At 74.2% G+C, this 23,401-nt stretch carries 23 protein-coding genes and 1 tRNA gene; 6 read left to right on the top strand and 18 right to left on the bottom strand.

Annotation, left to right across the window (positions count from 1 at the left end; genetic code table 11):
* Nucleotides 1-5: 5 nt before the first annotated feature.
* From GC722_RS11710 to GC722_RS11700, 3 genes are all read right to left on the bottom strand, one after another.
* A complete protein-coding gene (locus tag GC722_RS11710; RefSeq protein WP_156610306.1) occupies nucleotides 6-1,385 on the bottom strand; it encodes a hypothetical protein in 1,380 nt (459 codons plus the stop codon).
* Between the two features lie 9 nt (nucleotides 1,386-1,394).
* Nucleotides 1,395-2,981 (bottom strand): hypothetical protein, encoded by a 1,587-nt coding sequence (locus GC722_RS11705; protein WP_156610305.1) that lies wholly within the window; start codon nucleotides 2,979-2,981, stop codon nucleotides 1,395-1,397.
* 122 nt (nucleotides 2,982-3,103) lie between these two features.
* Nucleotides 3,104-3,739 (bottom strand): response regulator transcription factor, encoded by a 636-nt coding sequence (locus tag GC722_RS11700; protein WP_156610303.1) that lies wholly within the window; start codon nucleotides 3,737-3,739, stop codon nucleotides 3,104-3,106.
* 306 nt (nucleotides 3,740-4,045) lie between these two features.
* Here GC722_RS11700 and GC722_RS11695 point away from each other — a divergent pair, with 306 nt between their 5' ends.
* The gene (locus GC722_RS11695) at nucleotides 4,046-4,573 is read left to right on the top strand and encodes a DUF488 domain-containing protein (protein ID WP_156610300.1); all 528 of its coding nucleotides are present in this window, start codon (nucleotides 4,046-4,048) and stop codon (nucleotides 4,571-4,573) included.
* Nucleotides 4,574-4,583: 10 nt separating this feature from the next.
* Here the strand turns inward: GC722_RS11695 and GC722_RS11690 are convergent, their stop codons facing one another.
* From GC722_RS11690 to GC722_RS11680, 3 genes are all read right to left on the bottom strand, one after another.
* A complete protein-coding gene (locus tag GC722_RS11690) occupies nucleotides 4,584-5,579 on the bottom strand; it encodes a cation diffusion facilitator family transporter (RefSeq protein ID WP_156610298.1) in 996 nt (331 codons plus the stop codon).
* The gene (locus GC722_RS11685; RefSeq protein ID WP_156610296.1) at nucleotides 5,576-6,067 is read right to left on the bottom strand and encodes a transporter substrate-binding domain-containing protein; all 492 of its coding nucleotides are present in this window, start codon (nucleotides 6,065-6,067) and stop codon (nucleotides 5,576-5,578) included. Before GC722_RS11685 ends, GC722_RS11690 begins: the two co-directional genes overlap by 4 nt.
* 98 nt (nucleotides 6,068-6,165) lie before the next feature.
* The gene (locus GC722_RS11680; RefSeq protein ID WP_156610584.1) at nucleotides 6,166-7,305 is read right to left on the bottom strand and encodes an acyl-CoA dehydrogenase family protein; all 1,140 of its coding nucleotides are present in this window, start codon (nucleotides 7,303-7,305) and stop codon (nucleotides 6,166-6,168) included.
* Nucleotides 7,306-7,400: 95 nt separating this feature from the next.
* Between GC722_RS11680 and GC722_RS11675 the strand changes: the two genes are divergently transcribed.
* Entirely contained in the window at nucleotides 7,401-8,111 is a 711-nt protein-coding gene (locus GC722_RS11675; RefSeq protein WP_156610293.1) for a VOC family protein, read from the top strand.
* Here GC722_RS11675 and GC722_RS11670 read toward each other — a convergent pair.
* Together GC722_RS11670 and GC722_RS11665 are read right to left on the bottom strand one after the other, a co-directional pair.
* A complete protein-coding gene (locus GC722_RS11670; protein ID WP_156610291.1) occupies nucleotides 8,089-8,877 on the bottom strand; it encodes an EI24 domain-containing protein in 789 nt (262 codons plus the stop codon). The two genes, GC722_RS11675 and GC722_RS11670, sit on opposite strands and share 23 nt — an antisense overlap.
* 28 nt (nucleotides 8,878-8,905) lie before the next feature.
* Nucleotides 8,906-9,718 (bottom strand): carbon-nitrogen hydrolase family protein, encoded by an 813-nt coding sequence (locus GC722_RS11665; protein ID WP_156610289.1) that lies wholly within the window; start codon nucleotides 9,716-9,718, stop codon nucleotides 8,906-8,908.
* A gap of 82 nt (nucleotides 9,719-9,800) precedes the next feature.
* On the opposite strand from GC722_RS11665, the gene GC722_RS11660 reads away from it, so the two are divergent.
* Nucleotides 9,801-10,538 carry an NUDIX hydrolase gene (locus tag GC722_RS11660; protein ID WP_331714733.1) on the top strand — a complete coding sequence of 246 codons (738 nt, stop codon included), beginning with the start codon at nucleotides 9,801-9,803 and terminating at the stop codon, nucleotides 10,536-10,538.
* A gap of 73 nt (nucleotides 10,539-10,611) precedes the next feature.
* On the opposite strand, the gene GC722_RS11655 is transcribed toward GC722_RS11660, so the two are convergent.
* The 6 genes from GC722_RS11655 to GC722_RS11630 all read right to left on the bottom strand — a co-directional run bounded on the left by GC722_RS11655 (nucleotide 10,612) and on the right by GC722_RS11630 (nucleotide 16,621).
* Complete coding sequence (locus tag GC722_RS11655) at nucleotides 10,612-11,457, bottom strand: Bax inhibitor-1/YccA family protein (protein WP_156610286.1); 846 nt, start codon at nucleotides 11,455-11,457, stop codon at nucleotides 10,612-10,614.
* A 91-nt stretch (nucleotides 11,458-11,548) separates the two neighbouring features.
* Nucleotides 11,549-12,382 (bottom strand): hypothetical protein, encoded by an 834-nt coding sequence (locus tag GC722_RS11650; protein ID WP_156610284.1) that lies wholly within the window; start codon nucleotides 12,380-12,382, stop codon nucleotides 11,549-11,551.
* A gap of 27 nt (nucleotides 12,383-12,409) precedes the next feature.
* A complete protein-coding gene (locus tag GC722_RS11645; RefSeq protein WP_156610282.1) occupies nucleotides 12,410-13,831 on the bottom strand; it encodes a threonine/serine exporter family protein in 1,422 nt (473 codons plus the stop codon).
* 81 nt (nucleotides 13,832-13,912) lie between these two features.
* Nucleotides 13,913-13,985 (bottom strand) — tRNA-Leu (locus GC722_RS11640).
* On the bottom strand, nucleotides 13,976-15,031 hold the full coding sequence (locus GC722_RS11635) for a LacI family DNA-binding transcriptional regulator (protein WP_156610582.1): 1,056 nt from the start codon (nucleotides 15,029-15,031) through the stop codon (nucleotides 13,976-13,978). The genes GC722_RS11640 and GC722_RS11635 overlap by 10 nt, the downstream gene beginning before the upstream one ends.
* A gap of 51 nt (nucleotides 15,032-15,082) precedes the next feature.
* Nucleotides 15,083-16,621 (bottom strand): alpha-N-arabinofuranosidase, encoded by a 1,539-nt coding sequence (locus GC722_RS11630; RefSeq protein ID WP_156610280.1) that lies wholly within the window; start codon nucleotides 16,619-16,621, stop codon nucleotides 15,083-15,085.
* Between the two features lie 207 nt (nucleotides 16,622-16,828).
* Here GC722_RS11630 and GC722_RS11625 point away from each other — a divergent pair, with 207 nt between their 5' ends.
* From GC722_RS11625 to GC722_RS11615, 3 genes are read left to right on the top strand one after another with little or no spacing between them, the layout of a single operon-like run.
* Nucleotides 16,829-18,169, top strand: a complete 1,341-nt coding sequence (locus GC722_RS11625) for a sugar ABC transporter substrate-binding protein (protein ID WP_197430060.1) — start codon at nucleotides 16,829-16,831, stop codon at nucleotides 18,167-18,169.
* Nucleotides 18,170-18,172: 3 nt separating this feature from the next.
* Nucleotides 18,173-19,108: a carbohydrate ABC transporter permease gene (locus GC722_RS11620; protein WP_331714732.1), complete on the top strand. Its 936-nt coding sequence runs from the start codon at nucleotides 18,173-18,175 to the stop codon at nucleotides 19,106-19,108.
* Between the two features lies 1 nt (nucleotide 19,109).
* The gene (locus GC722_RS11615) at nucleotides 19,110-19,982 is read left to right on the top strand and encodes a carbohydrate ABC transporter permease (RefSeq protein WP_156610275.1); all 873 of its coding nucleotides are present in this window, start codon (nucleotides 19,110-19,112) and stop codon (nucleotides 19,980-19,982) included.
* A gap of 22 nt (nucleotides 19,983-20,004) precedes the next feature.
* Here GC722_RS11615 and GC722_RS11610 read toward each other — a convergent pair whose 3' ends face one another.
* From GC722_RS11610 to GC722_RS11595, 4 genes are read right to left on the bottom strand one after another with little or no spacing between them, the layout of a single operon-like run.
* Nucleotides 20,005-21,276 (bottom strand): alpha-galactosidase, encoded by a 1,272-nt coding sequence (locus tag GC722_RS11610; RefSeq protein ID WP_197430058.1) that lies wholly within the window; start codon nucleotides 21,274-21,276, stop codon nucleotides 20,005-20,007.
* The gene (locus GC722_RS11605; protein ID WP_331714731.1) at nucleotides 21,273-22,211 is read right to left on the bottom strand and encodes a Ppx/GppA phosphatase family protein; all 939 of its coding nucleotides are present in this window, start codon (nucleotides 22,209-22,211) and stop codon (nucleotides 21,273-21,275) included. The genes GC722_RS11610 and GC722_RS11605 overlap by 4 nt, the downstream gene beginning before the upstream one ends.
* Nucleotides 22,208-22,744 (bottom strand): DUF501 domain-containing protein, encoded by a 537-nt coding sequence (locus tag GC722_RS11600; RefSeq protein ID WP_408609310.1) that lies wholly within the window; start codon nucleotides 22,742-22,744, stop codon nucleotides 22,208-22,210. The genes GC722_RS11605 and GC722_RS11600 overlap by 4 nt, the downstream gene beginning before the upstream one ends.
* Nucleotides 22,741-23,397: an FtsB family cell division protein gene (locus GC722_RS11595; protein ID WP_156610255.1), complete on the bottom strand. Its 657-nt coding sequence runs from the start codon at nucleotides 23,395-23,397 to the stop codon at nucleotides 22,741-22,743. Before GC722_RS11595 ends, GC722_RS11600 begins: the two co-directional genes overlap by 4 nt.
* Nucleotides 23,398-23,401 lie beyond the last annotated feature (4 nt).

The raw sequence follows: 23,401 nt of genomic DNA, 5'->3' as shown, positions 1-23,401 counted from the left end.
GCGCGTCACGGCGCCCAGGTGTAGGTGGGACTGGGGTTGGGCGAGAGGGGCACCACGGTGCAGCCGAGGCCGACCAGGAAGGCGCCCGAGGACGGTGGAGGGGCGGGCGGTGGGTCCGGCGGCGGGGTGCCGGCGGCGCCGAGCAGGACGTCGGTGACCCAGAGCCGGCGCCGCTGGGCGGCCGGGTCGAGCAGCTGGATGTGGCCGAGCAGCACCGCGCGCCGGCCGGCCTCGACCTGCTCCAGCTGCGGCAGCCGGTGCGGCACGGTGACGGCGCTGGTGGCGGCGGCGGGACGCAGCGCCACGGTCCCGGGCCGGGCTCCGGTGCCGAGCGCCGCGGGTCTCAGCACGACCGGTTCGAGCCGGCCCACCGGGAGCACCACCCGACCGGGCCAGGCGGGACCGCGGGGCCGGACGGGGTCCGGCGCCGGGGCCGGCTCCTCGACCCGGGGCGCCACCGCCAGGTCGACGACCTCGACCAGGTAGGCGGTGGTGGCGTAGGCCGGGACCGGGCCGGTGCGCCCGTCCCCGGCGGAGGCCAGCGTCTGGTCGGGCAGCCGCCAGTCCTGGGCCGCGTACTGCTCCACGCTGAACCACGAGCGGTGCAACGAGAGGGCGACGAAGCGCAGCCGGACCTCGCCGACCCGGTTGGCCCGCCAGCTCTCCCAGACCTCCCGCGGGGTCTCGGGCGGCAGCGCCCGGTCCAGCTCCTCCAGGCTGGCCCGGCCCTCCAGCCAGGTGCTCCGGTCGACCGCGGACAGCGGGGTGAAGCCGGTGGGGGCCCAGCGGTGGTCGGCGGTGGTGGGCAGCAGGTCCTCGTGCAGGGCGGCGCGCTCGCGCTCGGCGACCGGCCGGCTCGAGCGCAGCCCCAGCCGCAGCACGGTGGCCAGCGCGGACTCCACGGCGGCCTTGTGCCCCGAGACCACCCACTCCGCCAGCAGCGCCGTCAGCTCCTCCGGGCCGGCCCCCTGCTCGAGCAGCGTCGTGTGCAGCCCGCGGTACTCCTGGTAGCGGGTGAAGGTGGGTGAGGGCACGGGGAACCCGCCCTGGCCGTCGGTGAACAGCACCGCCCGGGCGGCGGCGAACTCGGCGTCCTCGGAGTCGGACCAGCTGCGGGTGGCGAACTCCATCCGCTCCAGCAGCCGGCGGTGCCGGGTCCACAGCGGCCCCTCCGGACCGGCCGTCCGGGCCGGGGAGCCGAGCCGCAGCTCGCCGTTGGTGAGCTCGGCGAACTCCCACGCGCGGTTGAGGTCGTCCATGGAGGTGGGGGCGGCGAAGTCGACCAGCTGCAGCGGCACGGGCAGCTCGGGGCAGGCCAGGAACCCCGGGCTGCCGGCCTGGGAGTGCACCCAGGCCGCCAGCGCCACGTGCAGGCCGCTCTGCATGGTGACCCCTCAGATCCAGGTCTCGACGTCGGGGTTGGGGTCGGCGGCCTTGTCGATCAGGGCGGACATGAACCCGACCAGCTGCATGCCGCGGACGGTGATGGAGCTGGTGTCGATCTGGAGGTTCGACTCGTCCTGACGGTTGGCCTGCTGGTACTTGCCGCCGATGCAGAACGGACCGATGCCGATCATCCCGCCGCCCTCGGTCTGGGACTGCACCGAGCGCATGAAGCTGGCGAAGGCCGAGGAGTAGATGGTGAGGTCGCGGACGAAGAGCGCCTTGGTCGCGTAGCCGATCATCGCCCCCTTGGGCGGCTTCTGGCCGTCGGAGTGGACGGGTCCGTGGTCGGCCACGAACTCGGTGGTGGGTCGCCAGCCCCGCGAGGCGAAGAAGCCGGGGTTGAACGCCGGGCGGGAGATCTCGACGGTGGTGTACTCGAAGTGCATGCCGAAGTCGTCGGCCTCCACCTGGCACTGGTGCTCCTGCACGCTGTGGCCCCCGCCGCCGCCGATGGTGAACAGGCCCAGGCTGAACGCGACCCCGCCGGAGCCGGAGCGGCTGCTGGAGGACGAGCTGGTGCGGCGGGAGATGTGGCGCTCGTCGTACTCCGACCAGCCGTCGGAGCGGGCGAAGGAGCCGGGCAGCACCGTGGCGGGGAAGAACGGGTAGCCGAACTGGCCGGTGGTGTTGTTGTTGATGTCGTCGATGCTCTCCAGCAGCCGCGTCTTCCAGGCGACCATCGAGGAGCCGAGGATGTGGTTCAAGGTGGCCTGGGCGCGCTCGACGTCGAGCTTGTAGCCGCTGGTCTCCCAGTCCCGCAGGGCCTCGGTGGCCCGGCGGCGGAAGATGCCGCCGGAGCGCTGCCACTCGATGAGGTCCTGGGCGGTGCCGCCGTTGGCGCGGGCGAGCCGGGAGGCGTAGTCGGTGACCGCGTTGTCGTAGGCGTTGCGCTTGGCCTTGTAGGCCGTCATCACCTTGCTGTCGCGCGACTCCTGCGTCTTCTCACCGGTGAGGAAGTCCTCCACCTCCACCGTCTCCATCAGCAGGGCGCGCATCCGCTCCACGATCGCCTTCTGCGCGTCGGTCAGCTGCTCGTCGGCGACCTCGCAGCGACGCAGGGTGTCCTCGTAGAGCTCGCTGAGGCGGTGCCCGGACTGGCCGTAGACCACCGAGACGTGCTTGTACTTGCCCTGCCCGCCGGAGGCCCGCCACCGTGAGTCGCCGGCGCTCGGGGTGGGCAGCGGGATGAAGTCCACCAGCCGCGACCACTGCTCCCAGGTGCCGAGCAGGTGCTGCTGGTACATCAGCTTCGCCTGCGCGACGGCGTCCTCGCGGCTGAGGCCACCGGGGGCGCCCTCCTGCGGCGGCGGGCCCATCAGGGTCTCCACCAGCTCCTTGAAGTAGGCCAGCGTCAGCGGCGTCGGGCCCGAGAAGGGGCCGGCGATGGCGAAGTCGAAGGCGCTCTCGTCGAAGGGGATGCCGGGCTGGATCCAGTTGATCATCACGTTGTCGGGCAGCGGCAGCTCGGCGCTGCCGCCGGTGAGCCCGTCGTAGAGGGCGTCGACCACCTTGCCCATCAGGTCTTTCACGTCCATGGGGTGCCTCCTGCTCGCGCGTGGTAGTTGGCAGCCTCGCGCGGGCGTCGTCGGCACCGGATCCCCCGCGGCAGGTGGAGCAGAGGAGGAACCCGGAGGTGGAGGTCGGTCCTACACCCCCCTCAACCGGTGGACGTCTGGGCCACCAGCTCGGCCCGGTGCCGCAGCCCCAGCTTGGCCAGCACCGAGTGGACGTGGGTCTTCACCGTGGCCTCGCCGATGACCAGCCGGGCCGCGATCTGGCGGTTGGTCAGCCCCGCGGCCATCAGCTCGGCGATCACCTGCTCCTTGGGGGTCAGCCGGCAGCCCGCGGGGAGCGTCGTCGCACCGCGCCGGGGCCGCTGCTGCAGCCCGTGCACCAGCAGCAGCCCGGTACGCGAGCTGCAGCACACCTCCCCGGCCATCACCACCCCCAGGCCGTGGACGAGGTCGGCCAGGGACTGGTCGGCGTCGACGAAGCCGGTCATGCCGGCCTCGGCGCAGAGCAGCACCTGGCGGGCGTGCTCGGCGGACAGCCCGACCCCGATACCCAGCCACCGGGTGCGGGGAGCCACCCGGGTGACCGCCCGGACGAGCCGGTCGGGCTGGTCGGTGGCGAAGTCCAGCAGCACGACGTCGGGTGGGCGCAGCGCGCACTCGGCCAGCGCCTGCTCAGAGCTGGCGACGTGGGCCGTCACCGCCACGTCCGCGACGGCGAGCGCGCCCGCGAGCGCCTCGCGGCAGGCGCGGACGGGCGCGACCAGCACGGCATCGACCATGGCCCTCCCCCGCCTGGGCGCCCGGGGTGCGTGGGCGCCCAGCAGCATTGTCCGGCGGGTGCGCGTAACCGGGCAAGACCCCCAGGGGTCAGGGCCGGCGGCGAGGCACCGGTGGGCGGCATGCAGCCCACCCCGAGCGTTCCACGCTCCGGGTGGCCGCCCAGGGGTGCCGGAATCACCCGCCCCGGCGCGACGTAGACGTAAGTGACACCAGATCCGACGGCACGCCTATATGGGCACGTCGGCGGATCTGGTGTCACTTCCGTCGGGGGAACGCGGCCACACCGGCTCGGGTAGACAGGGACCATGCTGCTGACGGTGGGGCACGGCCGGCTGGACGGCAGCGGGCTGGCCGAGCTGCTGGTCGGTGCGGGCGTGCAGCAGCTGGTCGACGTCCGCCGCTACCCGGGCAGCCGTCGCCAGCCGGAGGTGTCGCGGGAGTCGCTGCAGGAGCTCCTGCCCCGGCACGGGGTCGCCTACCGGTGGGAGGAGCGCCTCGGCGGGCGGCGCCGTGTCGACGGCGAGCCCGTCGACACCTGGTGGCAGGTGACCCAGTTCCAGGCCTACGCCGCCTGGACCCGCACGCCGGAGTTCGGCGCGGCGATGGCGGAGCTGCTGACCGGCGGGCAGCAGCAGACCACGGCGGTGATGTGCAGCGAGTCGGTCTGGTGGCGCTGCCACCGGCGCCTGATCGGCGACGTCGCGGTGCTGGCCCACGGCGTCGAGGTGCGCCACCTGATGCACGACGGCCGGCTGGGCGGGCACCGGGTCGCCGAGGGTGCGCGCCTCACCGGTGCCGGGGTGGTGTGGGACGGTGCCGCACCGGCGTCCTGACCGGCGCCGCTCAGCGCGGCGCCTGGAACCCCGGGACCTCCGGCACCAGGGCGACCACGACGTCGTGCAGCTTCCAGTCCAGCTCGCGCACCGAGTCCCGCAGGCCCGCCAGCTCGACCGCCGGCGGGTCCTGCCCGGGGCGGGGCACGACGAACAGCTCGACGTGGAAGACGTGGCCCTCGTCGCGCACCCGGGCCGCCGCGTCGGCCACCCAGCGCACCCCCAGGGCGTGCTCCTCGACCTGGCCGGTCAGCGGGTGGGGCTCCTTCTCGTCGTAGCTGCGGGCCCGGGCGTCGGTGAGCCCGCGGACGGCGGCGCGGAGGTTCTTGACGCCGTCGCTGATGATCGAGGCCGCCACCACCAGGGCCGCCACCGCGTCGAGCCACCACAGCCCGAGGCCGATCCCCACCAGCCCCACGATGGTGGCCACCGCGGTGGACCAGTCGGCCTTGTTCATGTCGGCGTCGGCGTAGAGCACCTTGTCGTGCAGCGTGCGGGCCAGGGCGATCTTCTTGCGGCCCAGCACGACCGGTGCGACCCCGGAGGCGGCCATCACCGCGATCATCACCCAGCCCGACCACAGCGGCTGACCGAAGAGGACCATGATGCCGATCGGCGGCTTCTCGGCGGTGAGCAGACCCGTCGCGGAGTCCACCACCAGGAAGGTTCCCATCACCAGCAGGGCGACGGCCGCGACCAGGTGGGCGACGCCGATCGAGCGGTGGTGGCCGTAGGGGTGGTCGCGGTCCGAGGGCCGGCGGATCCGCCGGGAGGCCACCAGGAAGGCGATCGGGGGCAGCAGCGACAGGCAGTCCTCGATCCAGGCCGCCTTCATCGCCTGGGACTGGCCTGTGGTCAGCCCGACCACGGCCACGGTGACCGCCATCACCGCCAGGGTGGTCCACTCCAGCCGCACGGCCCGCCGCAGCGCGTCCTGCTGCTCCGGCGGCAGCACGGGACGACGGGTGTCCTCGGCGGTCTCGCGGGAGCTGTCGCGGGGGCTCATCCTCGCTCCTGCTCGGCCAGGAAGGTCTCCAGCGAGACCAGCAGCGCGTTCTCCCCCAGCCGGACGCCCATCACCAGCTCCTGCTGCTGGCCGTCCGGGCCGGTGGCGGTCCCCCACGGCCGGGTCAGCGCCACCTCGCTGCTCCACGGCGACCGGCTGGTCAGCCCACCCACCAGCATGTCGAGCCGGCCGGCCGCCACCTCCTGGGCCAGCACGCTCTCGGCGCCCGGCGTCCACTCCACCCGCGAGCCGATCTCGGCGGCGTAGCGGGTCACCAGCTCGGCCTCGACGCCGCTCACCGAGCCGTCGTCGCCGACCTCCGTCCACGGCGGGTTCTCCGAGACGCCGACCCGCAGCGTACCCCCGCTGGCGCGGGCGAGGGTGTCCTCGGAGTCGGCGGGGAAGGGCCCGGCGCACCCGGCGGTACCGAGGAGCGCGAGCCCGATCGCGAGCACCGCGCGGGCGGCGCTGCGGCGGGGCAACATCATCGAGGACCTCCGGGGAGCGGCTCAGCTCGGACCACCCTAGGGTCACCGCCCGCGAGCTGCTTCCGGGTGGGTGCGGGCCCGGGCAGTCGCGGCCGCGGTCAGCGGCTGAGCAGCTGGCGCGCCATCACCACCCGCTGGATCTGGTTCGTGCCCTCGTAGATCTGGGTGATCTTGGCGTCGCGCATCATCCGCTCCACCGGGAAGTCGCGGGTGTAGCCGTAGCCGCCGAGCAGCTGGACGGCGTCCGTGGTGACCTCCATGGCCACGTCGGAGGCGAAGCACTTCGCGGCCGCCCCGAAGAAGGGCAGGTCGGCGTCGCCCCGCTCGGACTTCGCCGCGGCCGCGTAGGTCAGCTGCCGGGCCGCCTCGATCTTCATGCCCATGTCGGCCAGCATGAACTGCAGCCCCTGGAACTCGGCGAGCTTGCGGCCGAACTGGCTGCGCTCCTGCACGTAGGCCAGGGCGTGGTCGAGGGCTCCCTGGGCGATCCCCAGCGCCTGGGCGGCGATGGTGATGCGGCTGTGCTCCAGCGTCCGCATCGCGGTGGCGAACCCGCTGCCGGGGTCGCCGACCATCCGCGACGCCGGCACCAGCACGTCTTCCAGGTGCACCTCGCAGGTGGGGGACGCCCGGATGCCGAGCTTCTTCTCCGGCGGTCCGAACCCGACGCCGGGGTCGTCGGCCCTGACGACGAAGGCGCTGATGCCGCGGCTGCCCGCACCGGGCTCGGTGACGGCGAACAGCGTGTAGAAGCGGGAGATGCCGGCGTTGGTGATCCAGCGCTTGACGCCGTCGATGCGGTAGCCGTCGCCCTCCGGCACCGCCCGGGTGCGGATCGAGGCCACGTCGGAGCCGGCGTCGGGCTCGGAGAGGGCGAAGGAGAACATCGCCTCCCCCGCGGCCACCGGGGGCAGGAACTCCTGGCGCAGCTCCTCCGAGCCGGCCAGCAGCAGCGGCATCGTCCCCAGCTTGTTCACGCTCGGCACCAGCGCGGTGGAGGCGCAGGCCCGGGCGATCTCCTCGACCACGATGCAGGTCGCCAGCGCGTCCGCGCCCACCCCGCCGTAGCGCTCCGGCAGGTGCGGGGCGTGCAGGTCCGCGGCCCGCAGCGCGTCGTAGGAGGCCTGCGGGAACTCCGCGCGCTCGTCGGCCTCGGCGGCGTGCGGTGCGACCACGTCCCGGCACACCTCCCGGACGGCGGCACGGAGGGCCTCGTGTTCCTCGTCCGGCCGGTACATCGGTGTGATCTTGGTCACGCGCTCACCGTAACCCACATCCCGACCCGTCATCAGGCCCTCGCGGCGCGTCCGGTGCCCGGGCCACACTGGGGTGCGTGCACCCCACCTGGATCACCGCCGTCCTGCAGCTGCCGGCCGAGCGGCACGCGGCGGCGGCCGCCTTCTGGGCCGCGGTCACGGAGATGCCGCCGTCCTCCGCCGACGCCGGCGGCGTGGTCCTGCTGCCCGCCGACGGCAGCCCCTACCTGCAGCTCCGGCCCGGGGAGGCCGGGCTGCGGCTGGAGCTCGCCGTCCCCGACCCGGACGGTGCCGTGGCGGCCGCGCTGCGGGCGGGCGCGAGCACCGACCCGGGCTCCGGCCCGAGGCAGCTGCGCTCCCCCGGCGGCCTCCGGTTCGGCTACGTCGAGGAGCAGCCCCGGCGGCGGCCGCCGGTGCGTCGCTGGCCGGACGGCCGCCGCGCCATGGTCGACCAGGTCTGCGTGGACGCCGCGCCCGGGCACCACGAGGCCGAGGTGGCGTTCTGGGCGACGCTCACCGGGCTCCCGCCGCGGCCGTCGGGGCCCGAGTTCGTCCGCCTCACCCCGCCGCCGGAGCAGCCGCTGCAGCTCATCCTGCAGCGCCTCCAGGACGGCTCCGGCCCCACCACGGCCCACCTGGACCTGGGCACCTCGGCCGGCAGCCGGGACACCGAGGTGGACCGGCACCGCGAGCTGGGCGCGGAGCTGGTGCGGCGCTTCGAGGACTGGACGGTGCTGCGCGACCCGGCCGGCACGACCTACTGCGTCACCGACCACCTGCCCCGCTGAGAGCGGGCCGGCCCGCCTCCTCGGCCAGCTCGCGGGCAAGCAGGGTGCCGGCCGCGCTGGCCACCGGGAACACCGCGATGGCCACCAGCGGCATCGACAGCAGCAGGAACACCGGGATGCCGAAGCCCAGGCAGCGGGCCCGGTTGCGCCGCATCAGCGCCCAGCGGTCGGACAACCGGACCCGGCCCCGTCGCTCCAGCGCGCCGCCGACCATCTCGGTGGTGATCAGCCAGCCGCCCACGCAGGCCGACGCCACCGCCCCCAGCACCGTCCCGACGACCGGCACCAGGCCGACCAGGAAGACCGGCAGGGCCAGCAGCACCGACAGCAGCACCAGCGCCACCGACTGCCGCACCGTCCGCGGCAGGCTGACCCGCAGCGGCTCCTCGTGCACCGCCGGCGCAGCGCCGGCCAGCTCCTCGGTCTGCTCGCCGATCCGGTCGTACACCGGTGAGCCGAGGGCGAGGGTGATGGTGCTGAAGGCCAGCACCATCAACGCCGCCGCGGCCACCAGCACCGCCCCGGCCACCACGTAGCGCAGCGCCTCGGCCAGCGAGGCCGACCAGGAGTCGGCGAACCCGGTCAGCGCGTCGGCCACGTCCATCACGTTGAAGGCCAGCAGCACGAAGAGGGCGCCCAGCAGCAGGGAGGTGATCAGCGGCGGCAGCGCGCCGAGGGCGAGCAGTCCGGGGCGCCGGGTCAGCAGCCGCAGCGCGCGGGGCAGCAGAGCGGCGCCCGACAGGGCGGTGGAGATCGGGTTGGCCACCGGCCCAGGCTATCGGGGCCGGCAGACGTCACAGACGCGCGTTGGCCAGCACGGGGATCTGCTGGCGCACCCGCTCCACGGTGTCGGCGTCGACGTCGGCCAGCAGCAGCTCCGGACCGGCACCGGCCCGGGCAAGCAGCGAGCCGTCGGGCCCGACGACCGCGCTGCGCCCGATCCCGGTGGGCGCGCCCGGCACCGCCTCCACCCCGGCGGCCGCCGGCTCGGACTGCCCGCAGGCCAGCACCCAGCTGGTGCAGTCCAGCGCCCGGGCGCGCACCAGCACGTCCCACTGCTCGGCCTTGCCCGGCCCCGCGCCCCACGAGGCGGCGACCACCACCGCCTGGGCACCGGCCCGGGCCAGCGCGGTGAACAGGGCGGGGAAACGCAGGTCGTAGCAGGTGGCCAGGCCGACGCGGAGCCCGCCGCACTCGAAGGTGAGCGGCGCCGAGCCGGGGCTGACGGTGTCGGACTCGGCGAAGCCGAAGGCGTCGAACAGGTGGATCTTGTCGTAGCCGACGTGGGTGCCCGGTCCGGTGACCAGCAGCGTGTTGACCACCTTGCGCCGCCCGGAGCCGGGCCGCTGCTCGGGGCTGGGGGTGAACATGCCCACCACCACGTGGACGCCGGCCCGCTCGGCGATCCGCGCGACCTCGCCGGCGAAGGGCCCGTCGAGGGGTTCGGCGACCTCGTCGAGGGGGTGGCCGAATGCGCGCATGGTGGCCTCGGGCAGCACCACCAGCTGCGCCCCCTGCTCGGCGGCCCGGGCGACCCCGTCGGCCACCAGCCGCAGGTTCTCGCCGACGTCGGAGCTGCTGGTGACCTGGGCCAGGGCGACGCGCATGCGCCCAGGGTAGGCCGACGTCGGCCCGGGCGACGCGCCGCCCGACTCGCCCGGACCGGCGCACCGGCCGAGGTTTCCCCGGGTGAGGCAAGATGGCTGGATGGACATCGTGGGACGCTCCGCAGCGGGCCTGGATGTCGTCTACCGGCACCACCTCGACCACGGCGAGGACCCGCGCCAGGGCGCGATCCGTCGCGGCTGGCAGGTCGAGCGCGCACTCAGCGCCACCCAGGGCGAGGACGGCCTGGAGCTGACCCTGCTGGTCTCCCCGCTGCCCCGGGGCGAGCGACCGAGGCGCAACGGCCACCAGCGGCTGCGCCCCGCCGACGCCGCCCGCGACGCCGAGGTGCGGCAGCGACCGGCGGCCTATGCCATCGCGGTCTGCGACTCCGCCGTGCTGGCCACCGAGTTCTCCTCACGGACGGGTGTCCCCGGCCAGTGGGGGCTGCCGGGCGGCGGCATCGAGCCGGGCGAGGACCCGGCCGACACCGTCGTCCGCGAGACCTGGGAGGAGGCCGGGCAGCGGCTCTCCGCGCCGGTGCTGATCGACGTCCAGTCCGACCACTGGGTGGGTCACGCCCCCAACGGGGTGCTCGAGGACTTCCACGCCATCCGGCTGATCTACGCCGCCCGCTGCCCCGAGCCGGGCGCGGCGGTCGTGCACGACGTCGGTGGCACGACCTCGGCGGCGCAGTGGGTGCCGCTGGACAGCTGGACGAGCGTCCCCTGGACCCGCGGCGCGCGCAGTCTGCTGCAGCGCCACCTGGACAGCTGCGTCCGCGGTCTGGCCCTGGACGCCAGCTGCCGCACCGAGTCCTGAACCCGGACGCGCACGAGGGCCCGTCACCTGGTGGTGACGGGCCCTCGTCGCTCCGGTCCGGGGACCGGGGTGCTCAGCGGCGGAAGTAGGACAGGATCCGCAGCAGCTCGGTGTACAGCCAGACCATGGTGACCACCAGGCCGAAGGCCGCCAGCCAGGACTGGCGGGCGGGGGCGCCGGAGCGGACACCGCGGTCGATGACGTCGAAGTCGAGCACCAGGTTCAGGGCGGCCAGCACCACACCGATGATCGAGACGCCGATGGCGAGCAGGCTGACGTCGCCCCCGGAGTCGCGCAGACCCAGGTTGATGCCGGCGAACCCCAGCACGAAGTTGACCAGCATGGCCAGCGCGAAGGACACGGTGGCGATGATCAGCACCTTGGTGAACATCGGGGTCACCCGGATGACCTTGAACCGGTAGGCGGCCAGCATCACGGCGGCCACGATCAGGGTGGCGAGCACGGCCTGCACGACGATGCCGGGGTACATGGACTCGAAGAACAGGCTGAACATGCCGATGAACAGGCCCTCGAGCACGCTGAAGACCGCGGCGGTGACCGGGCCGACCTTGGAGCGGAAGGCGACCACGATGCTGAGCACGAAGGTGCCCAGACCGCCGACCACCAGCGCGGGCCACATCAGCGCGACGGGCACGACGCCGAACACGATGGCGGACCAGGAGGCGGCGGCCACCAGGATCATCAGACCCATGATCACCGAGGTCTTGGTGATGACGTCCTCGATGGTCATCCGGGGACCGGGGTCGGGCAGCGCCCCGTAGCCCTGCTGCGCGTAGCCCTGCTGCTGGCCGAAACCCTGCTGCTGGGGGTACGGGGAGTAGGGGCCGTAGCCACCACCACGGGGCTGAGGCGCGAACGCCGCGTCCTTGGTCAGGACGGGGTTGGTGCTGCGGAACATGCGTCCTCCTGTGAGTGAACTGCTGATCCCATTCTACGGGGCTGCTCCAGTGCCGGGCGGGGACCGACCTGCGCCCGTCGTGCGTGCGCGCTCATCCGGCCGCCCGCTGCTCGGTGTAGCTGCCGAGGGCGTTGAGGGGCTCGGTGACCCGGTCGCCGACCTGCCCGAGCTCCTCGCCCAGGGCGGCGTTGGCCTGCTGCACCGCGGTCTGGTGGTCCTCCCGCGCCTGGTTCTCGGCGGCGTAGTGGGCCTCGAAGTCCTCGGGACGCTGCTCGACCAGCTCCAGGGCGGCCGCGGTGTCGGCCACGAAGGCCAGCTGGGCCGAGCCGAGCTGGGTCCAGGCGCCCTCCCCCGCCTGCTCGACGGCGGTGGCCTGCTGCACGCACGGCTGGGCGGCCGCGTTGACCTCGGCGGCGCTGGAGCCGGAGTCCACCGAGGTGGCCGGGTCCTCCGCCCACGCCGCGCAGGTGGCGTTCATCTGCGCGATGGGCAGCATGGCGTCGGCGTAGGCCCGCAGGTAGGTCTCCATGGCGGCGACCCCCTCCTGGACGGCGGCCACCTGCCGCGCCACCTCCGGGTCCTCCATCGCCCGCAGCTCGCCGAGCTGCTGCGCCCCGTCGGCGGCGAGGCCGACCTGGTCACGGACCCGCTGGGCGGAGGCCTCGACCACGGCGCGGTCGCCCGAGGCGAGGTCGTTGAAGGAGGTGGCCACCGCCTGGCCGGCGAAGTCGACCTCCTCCCCGACGTAGCCCACCTCGTTGTTGGCGAGCCGGTAGTCGCCCGCCGACAGCGGGCGCAGCTGCACCCAGGCCACCAGGGCCAGCACCGCGAGCAGCACCAGCCCCACCAGGCAGGCGAGGACGACCAGCACGATCCGCAGGGGCGAACGACGGCGCGGCGGGGCCGCGGGGCTCGTAGTAGCCATGGCGGGGAGTCTGCCAGGGAGCCGGGGTCAGGACCCGCGCCGCGGGGACGGGGCCCGCGGGGAGGACCGGGGCGTGGACGGCCGGCGGGTGGACGAGGGCCGCGTGGACGACCGGCGGCGGGAGCGGCCCGTGCGCTGCCGCAGCGGTCCGACCAGCCGCGGCCCCGACAGCCGCTGCTCGAGCCGGCGGGCCTCGCGCGCGAGCGGCTGGGCGACGTACTCCCCGAGGATGACGCCGGCGGCCAGGGCCAGCGCGATCGAGGCGGCCGTGACGAGGGCGAGGATGCCCTCCGGGGCGGAGCCGTCGACGCCCTCGCCGAGCAGCGACAGCCCGCGGTAGATCGACAGCCCGGGCAGCATCGGGACCACCGCCGAGACCACCACCACCAGCGGCGGGACGTGCACCCGGCGGGCCACCCCGAAGCCGACCAGGCCGACGAAGACCGCGGCCAGCCCCACCGACCACAGCCGTCCCAGCCCGAGCTGGACCACGACGGCCGACACCAGCACCGCCAGACCGGCCACCAGGCCGATCGGGGGCAGCGCCCGCAGCCGGGCGTGGCTGGCGTAGCCGAAACCGGCGGCCGCCACCGCCGCCCCGATCCCGAGCGCGGCCAGCGCCCGGATGCCGGTGGCCGCTCCCGGTGCGAGCTCGCCGAGGTCCACCCCGACCAGGGTGGCGGCCGCCAGCCCGCCGCTGACCCCGACGATGATCCCCGCCGTCGACAGCAGCGCCTCGAGCAGCCGGGCGCAGGCGGTGACGTAGAAGCCGGTGAGGGCGTCCTGCAGGGCACCCATGAAGCCGATCCCGGACAGCAGCATGATGATGTTCGCCGCCACCACCAGCGAGGGGTCGGCGCCCACCCCGGCGGCGGCCACCAGCACGGTGAAGACCATGGCGATCGCCCCGCCGGCCACCTGCTGGTAGAACGCGGGCAGCCGCCGGCGCGACATCAGCTGCTGCGCGCGGTCGATGGCCACCGCGGTGACCAGCGCGCTGGCCACCACCCACAGGTCGCCGCCGAGCATCACCGCGACGCCGGCCGACATCACGCCCCAGCCCAGGGTGACCGCCCACCGCGGCCGCTGGTGGCCGCTGGACTGCAGCCGCAGCACGGCCCGGCGGGCCTCCGCCACGTCGACCTCGCCGGCCAGCACGGCGCTCACCAGGTGGTCGACCCGGGTCAGGTCCTCGTAGTCGATCTCGCGCAGCTGCACCTGCCGCATCTGGGTGTAGGCGACCGAGCCCTCGGCCTCCTGGTAGCTCATGGACAAGGAGGTGAAGGTGACGTCGACGGCGGCGTGGCGGAGCCCGTACTGACGGGCCACGGAGTCCATCGTCACCGTCACGTCCGCCGCGCCGGCCCCGTTGGACATCAGCAGGTCACCGAGCCGCAGGCAGAGGTCGATGGTGCGCGTGATGTGGTTCTCGGCGGGCACGGGCGCCATGGTGCCAGAGCGCGGCGAACGCCTCACCCCGCGCGACGACGGTGCACGGGCCGGCTGCGACCGGCCGCGGAGGGCCGGGTGTGCCCCCGGTGGGAGTCGAACCCACACTTGAGCGGGTTTAAGCCGCCTGCCTCTGCCCTTGGGCTACGGGGGCCCGGCCGAAGGCATGGTAGGGCCCGCAGGTGAACGGTGCTGGTCGGCGGCTCGACCGGAGGACTCCCGCACCGCGAGCCGGAACGGGGCGATGTGGTCGGCCACCGGCGGGGCGTCCCGGGCACCGGACAGCCGGGCGAGCAGCAGGTCCAGCGCCGTGCCGGCCATCCAGTCGTGGTCGGGGGCGACGCTGGTGAGCGAGGGGACGCTGTAGCGGGCCTCGTCGAGGTCGTCGTAGCCGACCACGCGGACCGCTCCGGGGACGGCGAGCCCGGCGTCGGCCAGCCCCCGCAGCACGCCGAGGGCGACGGTGTCGGTGACGGCGAAGACCGCGTCGAAGGGCGTGCCGCGGCGGACGAGCTCGGCCACCGCCTCGCGGCCGCCGGCGCTGGTGGCCGTCGGCAGCCTGACCGCGAGCTCGGGGTGCGCGACCAGGCCCAGCTCGGCCAGGGCGTCGCGGTAGCCGGCCTCCCGCAGCGTGAAGGCGTCGTCGCGGTTCCTCGCCCCGCCGCCCACGAGCGCGATGGCCCGGCTCCCCCGCCCGGCCAGGTGCAGCACCGCGGTGCGGGCCCCCTCGCGGTTCGGCATCGCGACGTGGTCGACCGTCCCCTCGAAGGGCCGCTCGCCCATCACCACGACCGGGGTGGCCGGCGGGCTGGAGCGGACGTCATCGGGGCCGATGCCGACCGCGCAGAGCACCAGCCCGTCGTACATCTGGTGCCGCGAGGACTCGATCGCGGCCAGCTCGCCGTCGAGGCGCCCCGCGGTCTGCTCCACCACCATCCGGTAGCCCAGCCTGGCGGCGCGGGAGATCATCCGCGCCGCCAGCTGGCCGAAGTAGGGCCGGTCCACCTCGGGCACCGCCAGCCCCAGCACCCCGGTCCGGCCCGAGCGCAGGTTCCGGGCCGAGACGTTGACCTGGTAGCCGGAGTCGGCGATGGCGGCCAGCACCCGCCGGCGGACCGGGTCGCTGACCCCGGCCCGGGCGTTGACCACGTTGGACACGGTCATGGTGGAGACGCCGGCCAGCCGGGCGACGTCGTGCATGGTGACCACGCCACCTCCTCCCCGGCGTCCCACCGTCAGGGCGCGCCCCGCTCAGCCGAGCGGGGCGAGGTCGAGCGAGACGGTCGTGTAGGAGTGCGGCGGCAGCTCCACCAGCAGCCCGCGCGGGTGGGGCTGCACGCCGTCGTGCTCGGCCGGGGCCACCGCCGTCGGGTCGGCGGGGGTGTTGTGGGCCTGGATCGCGGGGGCGGTGAGCACCCGCGCGCGGTGGCCGGTGACCTCCATCCCGCGCAGGTCCAGCAGCACGGAGCGGGGGCGGTCGGCGTCGAGGTTGGACAGCGACACCAGCGCCGTGCCGTCCTTGGTCGAGGCCGAGGCCGAGAGCAGCTCCAGCGGCTGGCCCTCCACCTCGCGCGGGTCGCTGTCGTCCTGCAGGTGGACGTCGAGGCGGCGGGCGTCGTGGTGGCCGGTGTTCATCTCGAACACGTGGTAGGTCGGGGTCAGCACCAGCGCGCCGGAGTCGGGGTCGGGGTCGGTGAGGATCATCGCCTGCAGCACGTTGACCGTCTGGGCGATGTTGGCCATCACCAGCCGCTCGGCGCTGCGGTGGAAGGCGTCGAAGTGGACGCTGGCCACCAGGGCGTCGCGCAGGCTGTTCTGCTGGTACAGGAAGCCCGGGTTCGTCCCCTCCTCCACGTTCCACCAGGTCCCCCACTCGTCCAGCACCAGCCCGATCTTGCGGTACGGGTCGTAGCGGTCCATCACGGTGCTGTGGCGGCGCAGCAGCTCCTCGACCCGGCGGGCGCGCAGCATGGTGACGTACCAGTCGTCGACGTCGAAGCGGGTGGCGTCGCCCTTGTCCTTCCAGGAGCCGTTGACCGTGTAGTAGTGCAGCGAGACGGCCTGGAAGACGGGCTTGCCCTTGCAGTCGATGCAGCCGAGGGCCTTCATCAGCGTCTCGGTCCACTCGTAGTCGTCGACGTTGGCCCCGGCGGCGATCCGGTAGAGCTCGTTGCCGCCGTGGTTGCGGCAGAAGGTGGCGTACTGGCGGGCCAGGTCGGCGTAGGCCTCCGCGCGCATGTTGCCGCCGCAGCCCCAGGCCTCGTTGCCGACGCCCCAGAAGGGGACCCGCCACGGCTCGTCGCGGCCGTTGGCCCGGCGCAGCGCGGCCATCGGGGAGTCGTCGGCGCGCGTGAGGTACTCCACCCACTCGCTCATCTCCCGCACGGTGCCCGAGCCCACGTTGCCGTTGACGTAGGGCTCGGCGCCGAGCAGCTCGCACAGCGCCATGAACTCGTGGGTGCCGAAGGAGTTGTCCTCCACCACGTCGCCCCAGTGGCTGTTCACCATCCGGGGACGCTGCTCGCGCGGACCGATGCCGTCGCGCCAGTGGTACTCGTCGGCGAAGCAGCCGCCGGGCCAGCGCAGGTTGGGGATGGACAGCCCGCGCAGGGCCTCCACGACGTCGAGCCGGATGCCGCCCTCGTTCGGGATGTCGGAGTCCTCACCGACCCAGAAGCCGCCGTAGATGCAGCGGCCGAGGTGCTCGGCGAAGTGGCCGTACAGGTGGCGGCTGATCTGCGGACCGGGGAGGTCCAGGTCGATGACGGCGCGGGCGTCGGGAGTGCTCATGGGTCTCTTCCTCGGGACTCGGCATGCGGGACTGTGACGTTAAAGGCGGCACGCCCCAACGGGCAAGGGGCCGCCCTGCCCCGGGGCGGTGAGCACGAGGGTTTCCAGCCCGGGATGCCGGGTACCCACGACCTGTGGGGCGCCGTCCGGGCGCCTGCGGGACGACCCCCGCCCGGGAGCCGTCAGCCGTTCGACGAGGAGACGCTGATGGACACCTCCGACGCCCGCCCGCTGCGGCCAGCGGGACGGCGCACCCCGGGGCGGCGACCCGCCCGGGCCCTGACCGTGCTGGCGGCGCTGCTGCTGACCGCCGCCTGCCAGAGCGGCGGCAGCGCCGAGCAGCCGCCGCAGGTCTCCGGCGACGAGCCGGTGACGCTGACCTTCGTCAACGCCCAGGACCCGGGCACCTTCGACGAGGTCATCGCCGGCTTCACCGAGGCCAACCCGAACATCACCATCACGCTCGAGACGCTGCCCTTCGACGACCTGAACTCCTCGGTGCAGTCGCGGCTGGGGGCCAAGGACGCCTCCATCGACCTCTACGACGTCGACGAGCCCCGGCTGGCCTCGTTCGCCGCGCGCGGCTACCTCGCCGACCTCAGCGACCTGCGGGCCGAGGCCGAGGGGAAGATCGACCCGAAGGCCCTCGACGCCACCAGCTACCAGGGCAAGCAGTACGCCATGCCGCGCTGGACGTCGACCCAGCTGCTGTACTACAACACCGAGCTGCTGGAGGACGCCGGGGTGGAGGCGCCCAGCAGCGACCCGAGCCAGCCGATGACCTGGCAGGAGGTCGCCGCCGCGGGCGAGCAGGCGCAGCAGGCGGGTGCGAAGTACGGCTTCACCTTCGAGCAGGTCGACCGCTACTACCAGCTGCAGCCCCTGCCGGAGTCGCTCGGCGGCGGGCCCGGGCTGGAGGGCGAGGGCCTGCTGACCCCCGCCGTCACGAACCCGGCCTGGGTCGAGGCCATGAGCTGGTACAAGTCGACCTTCGACAGCGGCCTCTCCCCCCGTGGCATCACCGCCGAGCAGACGACCCCGCTGTTCAGCGACGGCGAGACCGCGTTCTTCGCCGGCGGGCCGTGGAACGCACCGCTGTTCGACGAGGCCGGCGTCGACTACGGCGTCGCCCCCTTCCCGATGTTCGAGGGCGGTCGCGCGGTGTCCTCCACCGGCTCCTGGGCCACCGGCGTCAGCCCGTTCTCGGAGAAGCAGGAGGCCGCCAAGGCGTTCATCCGCTACATGACCACCGACGCCACGGGGGCCTGGCAGGCCAGCTCGCGCAACCTGCCCGTGCAGCAGGAGGCGTTCAGCAGGTACCTGTCGGAGAACGCCTCCGACACCCGGTCGGAGCAGCTGGCGGCGATCATCGAGCACGAGCTGGCGAACAACGCGGTGGCCCGGCCGACCACGGTGGGCTTCGTGGACTTCGAGACGGTGATGAACAAGGCCTTCGCCGACATCCGCAACGGGTCGGAGCCGGCCGAGCGGCTGCAGCAGGCCGCCGAGGAGCTCGACCGGGCCCTGGCCAAGTACCCGAGGGAGTAGCCGGTGGCGACCCAGGCGACGGTGGCCACCGAGCCGGACACCGGGGCCGCAGCCGTCCCGCCGAGGCGGGGGCGCCGGCACCGCGACCTGTGGGTGGCCCTGGCCTTCGTCGCCCCGGCGCTGCTGGCCGCGGTCGTGCTGCGGGTCTGGCCGATGGTGCGTGCGGTGACCGACAGCCTGCACAGCACGCCGCTGGGCTTCGGCCCCACCGAGTGGGTCGGGCTGGAGCAGTACCGCGCCCTGCTGGGCGACCCGGCCTTCCTCAACTCCCTCGTCGTCACGGCCGTCTTCGGGGTGGTCATCAACCCGCTGCAGGTGCTGCTGGCCCTGGCGCTGGCGCTGCTGCTCAACGCCCGCCTCCCCGCCACGGGGCTGATGCGGACGCTGATCTTCCTGCCGGTGGCCGTCCCGCAGAGCGTCTCGGCGGTGATCTGGGCGATCGCCTACCGTCCCGACGGCCCGCTGAACGGCACCCTCGCCCTGTTCGGCCTCGACGGTCTGCGCTACCTGACCTCACCCGGGCAGGCGCTGCCGTCGCTGATGGTCATCGTGTCCTGGATCGGGGTCGGCTACTGGATGATGTTCCTGATCGCGGGGCTGAAGGAGATCGACCCCACGCTGTACGAGGCGGCCCAGATCGACGGCGCCGGACGCTGGCGCCAGCTGGTCTCCATCACCATCCCGCAGCTGCGTCGCCAGCTGATCTTCGTGCTGGTGGCCGACACCATCTCGAACCTGCTGGTCTTCGCGCCGGTGCAGATCCTGACCAACGGAGGGCCCAACGGACGCACCGACCTCATCATGAACAACATCTTCGAGCGGGCCTACGTGGCGGCCGACACCGGCTCCGCGGCCGCGGCCACGGTGATCCTGGTGGTGGTGGCGCTGGCCATCGTGGTGGTCCAGTTCCGCCTGCTCGGCACCGGCGAGGAGGACTGAGATGGCCTTCGCCGTCACCGCACGCCGACGCCCCGCCCGCACCGCCGAGACCGCCCGGCGCGGCGTGCTGACCGCGGTCGGCGCCGCGGCCGCGGTGCTGTTCCTGCTGCCGCTGTGGTGGATGACGGCCAGCGCGCTGCGCCCGCAGGAGGAGACGTTCGGGACCCTCTCCCCCGTCTCGGTCTGGACGGTCCTGCCGCGGCACCTCACCGCGGAGAACTTCGGCCGGCTCGGCGAGGCGGGGTTCACGCTGGCCATGGCCAACTCGGTGCTGGTGGCCGCGGTCACCGTGGTGGTCGGCCTGGCCATCTGCTCGATGGCGGCCTTCGCGCTGGCGGTGCTGGACTTCCCGGGCCGCACGGCGGTGTTCGCGGTCATGGTGGTGTCGTTCCTGATCCCCTTCGACGCGATCGCCATCCCGCTCAGCTCGGTCTTCCGCGACGTGGGGCTGCAGAACACCTACGCGGGGCTGATCCTGCCGGGCATCGGCAACGGGCTCGCGGTCTTCCTGCTCCGCAGCTTCTTCCTCGGCATCCCGCAGGAGCTGGCCGAGGCGGGTCGCGTCGACGGGCTGAGCTGGTGGGGCGTGTTCTGGCGGGTCCACCTGCCGCTGTCGCAACCGGCGCTGATCGGCGCCGGGCTGATCCTGTTCGTGTTCCAGTGGCAGAGCTACATGTGGCCGCTGCTGATCGCCCCCGACCCGGCCAAGAAGGTGGCGCCGGTGGCGATCGCCCAGTTCGCCGGTGAGCACGGCGTCGACTTCGGGGGCATCTTCGCCGGCGCCGTGGTCACCACCGCGGCACCGCTGCTGGTGCTGCTGTTCTTCCAGCGCTACTTCACCCAGTCGCTGTCGGCCAGCGGCCTCAAGGGGTAGCGCCGACGGGGCGGCCGCCCCGTCAGCTGAGCAGGAGCAGGGCGGCGTCGTGGGAGGCGAGGTCGACCGCGATGCCGTCGGTGACGTCCACCTCCGCACCGGTCCAGGCCTCCCGCGCGCGGGTGCGGCCCTCGCCGGCCACGCTGGCCAGCGGGATGGTGCGGCGCAGCGGCTCGGGACCGACGGCGAACACGGCCACCACCAGCTCCTCGCCCAGCCGCGCCGTCCACAGCACGTGGTCGCGCTCGCGGAGCACCTCGCGCGGCTCGGTGGCGGCGAAGTTCACCGCCAGCAGCAGCGGGTTCTGCAGCATCGCGATGGTCTCCGGCGGGCTGGTGGGCAGGTCGCCGCCGACGAAGAAGGGCGATCGCCCGATCCCCCACAGCGTGAGCAGGGTGCGCTGCTCGGCCCAGGTCAGCCGCGAGGTGCGGTCGGTGCCCACCTCGGCCCGGATCCCCACCCGGCCCAGCGGCAGCATGTCGGCGTCGGCGAAGGCGCCGGGCCGCGACAGCGGCGCCCAGCGGGCCAGCCGGGCGAACATGTCCGTGACGTCGTCCCAGGAGTCCCACAGGTCGTTGGAGATCCGCCACATCGTGGCGTGGCGGGCCAGGTGCTCGGCGCGGGTGGTGGAGACGTCGACGCCCGGGGAGAGGCTGAGCTCGATGGGGCGCCCGGTGGCGGCCAGCGCCGTCGACAGCGCCTCGATGTCCCAGGCGCGGTAGGGCCACAGCATGTCGTCGGCCTTGACGAAGTCGACCCCCCAGCCGGCCAGCTGCTGGGCCACCGAGGCGTACCAGGCGGCGGCGTCGGGGTGGTCGGCGCGGACGCCGGCGTTGTCGGGGTTCCAGCTGCACCCCTGCTGGGGGTCGGCCAGGTCGGCGGCGGTCACCTGCGTGCCCAGCACGGGCAGCCGCTGCTCGGCCGCCCGGCGCGGGATGCCGCGCATGATGTGCACCCCGAAGCGCAGCCCCAGCGCGTGCACCTGATCGGCGAGCGGGGCGAACCCGCGCCCGTCCGCGGCGGAGGGGAAGCGGGACACCTCCGGCACCGGGCGGCCCCACGCGTCGAGCTGCACGTCCGCGTCGGGGTGGTAGCCGCCGGCGCCCACCGAGGCGGCGTACCACTGGATGTCGACCACCACGGTGTCCCAGCCGTGCGGCAGCAGGTGCTCGGCCATGAACCGGGCGTTGGCCAGCACCTCCTCCTCGGTCACCGTGGTGCCGTAGCAGTCCCAGCTGTTCCAGCCGCGCGGCGGGCTCGGGGGACGTCCGACCGGGACGGGGGTGCTGCTCACCTGCGTGCCTCCTGGCTGATCCGCTCGAGGACGATGCCGTCGAGGATGTCGGTCTCGCTGACCACGAGCTCGGGCGCGCCGACCCTGGCGGCGATCCGCTCGACGATGACGCAGCCGGCGGAGATGACGTCGGCGCGCATCGGGTGCATGGACGGGATGTCGCGGAGCTGGCGGACCGAGCGCTGCACCATCGACGTGCACAGCAGCCGGAGCTCCTCGCGCGGGACGGTCGAGCCGTGCACCCGCTCGCGGTCGTAGCGGGGCAGCCCCTGGTAGGCGGCCGAGAGCGTGGTCATGGTGCCGGCCACCCCGACCCAGGTGCGGGCCCGCTCCAGCGGCACCCCGCAGCGGTCCAGCTGGGCGTCGACGTGGTCGACGGTGGCCAGCACCTCCGCCTCGCTGGGCGGGTCGCCGCGCAGCAGCCGCTCCCGCAGCCGCACCGAGCCGATGTCCAGGCTGGTGCCGGCCAGGATGCGGCCGCGCTCGCCGAGCACGAGCTCGGTGGAGCCGCCGCCGACGTCGACCACCAGCACCGGCTCCTCCGCGGCCGCGATGCCGCTGACCGCGCCGGCGTAGGACAGCAGCGCCTCCTCCGAGCCGGTGACGACCTCGGCCTCGACGCCGAGCCGCTCCCGCACGCCGGCGAAGAGCTGCTCGCCGTTGCGGGCGTCGCGGGCGGCGGAGGTGGCCACGAAGCGCAGCCGCTCGGGAGCGACCCCGTGCTGGTCGAGGAGCTCGGCGAACTGCTCGCAGGCGGCGAACGTGCGCGCCAGGGCGTCGGGGTGCAGCTCGCCGGTGGCGTCCACGCCCTGCCCCAGCCGCACCATCTCCAGCCGCCGGTCGACCTCGACCAGCCGGCCGTCCGGGCCGGCCTCGGCCACCAGCAGGCGGATCGAGTTGGTGCCGCAGTCGACGGCGGCGAACCGGGTGCTCACCGCTCCTCCTCCAGGCAGGGGTGCTGCCAGAACTCGCCGACGGCCTGCACCGCCTCGTCCCCCAGCACGGTGACGCCGGGTCCGGCCGCCAGCGCGTGGCCGACCAGCACGTGCAGGCACTTGACCCGGTCCGGCATGCCGCCGGCGCTGATGCCGGCGACCTCGGGGACCTCGCCGAGGCGGGCCCGGTCGGCCAGGTAGCTGAGGTGGGCGCGCCGGTGGGCCTCGCGGAGCTCTTCGTCGTGCTGCAGCCGCTCGGTCATCTCGGCCATCAGCCCGCGCGACTCCAGCCGGGAGCACTCGGCGGTGGCCCGTGGGCAGGTCAGGTAGTACGTGGTGGGGAACGGTGTGCCGTCGGGCAGCCGCGGCTCGGTGGCGACCACCGCGGGCTTGCCGCAGGGGCAGCGCCAGGCGACCCCCGCGACCCCGCGCGGCACCCGCCCGAGCTGGGTGCCGACGGCCGCGGTGTCGGCCTCGCTCATCGGCTCCAGCCGGTCCACGGCCCCGCTCTCCGCACCCTCCGCCGGGCTCATCGGGGCTGGTCGGGATCGGGCACGGTGGCCTCCTCCTTGGGTGGTGGGGCCGGGTGGTCGGCCGCGGCGACGCTGCCGGCCATCCGCGCCCACCAGGCGTCGGCGTCCGGCTGCTGGCCGTCGGCGCGGCTGGAGTCGATCTGGCTGCCGCCGCTGACCGGCTCGCCGTCGGGCCCGATCACCACGTAGCCGGTCTCCCCCGGGACCACCCAGCCCAGCCGCTCGCGGGCCTGGGCGCGCACGTAGGCCGGGTCCTCCCAGCGGTCGAGCTGGTCGCGGAGGTCGTCGATGCGGGCCTGGGTGGCGGCGATCTCGGCGCGGGCCTCGGCGGCGTCGGTCTGCTGGGTGATGTAGATCCGCAGCGAGGAGGCGTAGGACAGCACCAGCACCGCGAGCACCACCACCACGGCGACCGCCCGCCGGGTCACGCCCAGCGAGGGGCGGAACCGCGACGGCTCACCGGCCGCCTCGGCCGGGGACAGCGGCGAGGACGGGCTGCTGGCCGAGACCGGGGTGGTCCCGCCCACGCGGCTGTGCCGGCGTGAGCGGGTCCGGGCCTGGGTGCGGGCGCGCGGCGTCCCGCTCCCCGGCGTGCCCCGGGACGGGGTCCGCCCGGGGCCGGTGCCGGAGAGCGGGGTGCGTCGCTGTGCCATCGCG

Source organism: Auraticoccus cholistanensis (assembly GCF_009742705.1).
GTDB lineage: Bacteria > Actinomycetota > Actinomycetes > Propionibacteriales > Propionibacteriaceae > Auraticoccus > Auraticoccus cholistanensis.
The sequence above is the reverse complement of the archived record's forward strand: the minus strand, read 5'-3'. Positions and strand labels throughout refer to the sequence as shown.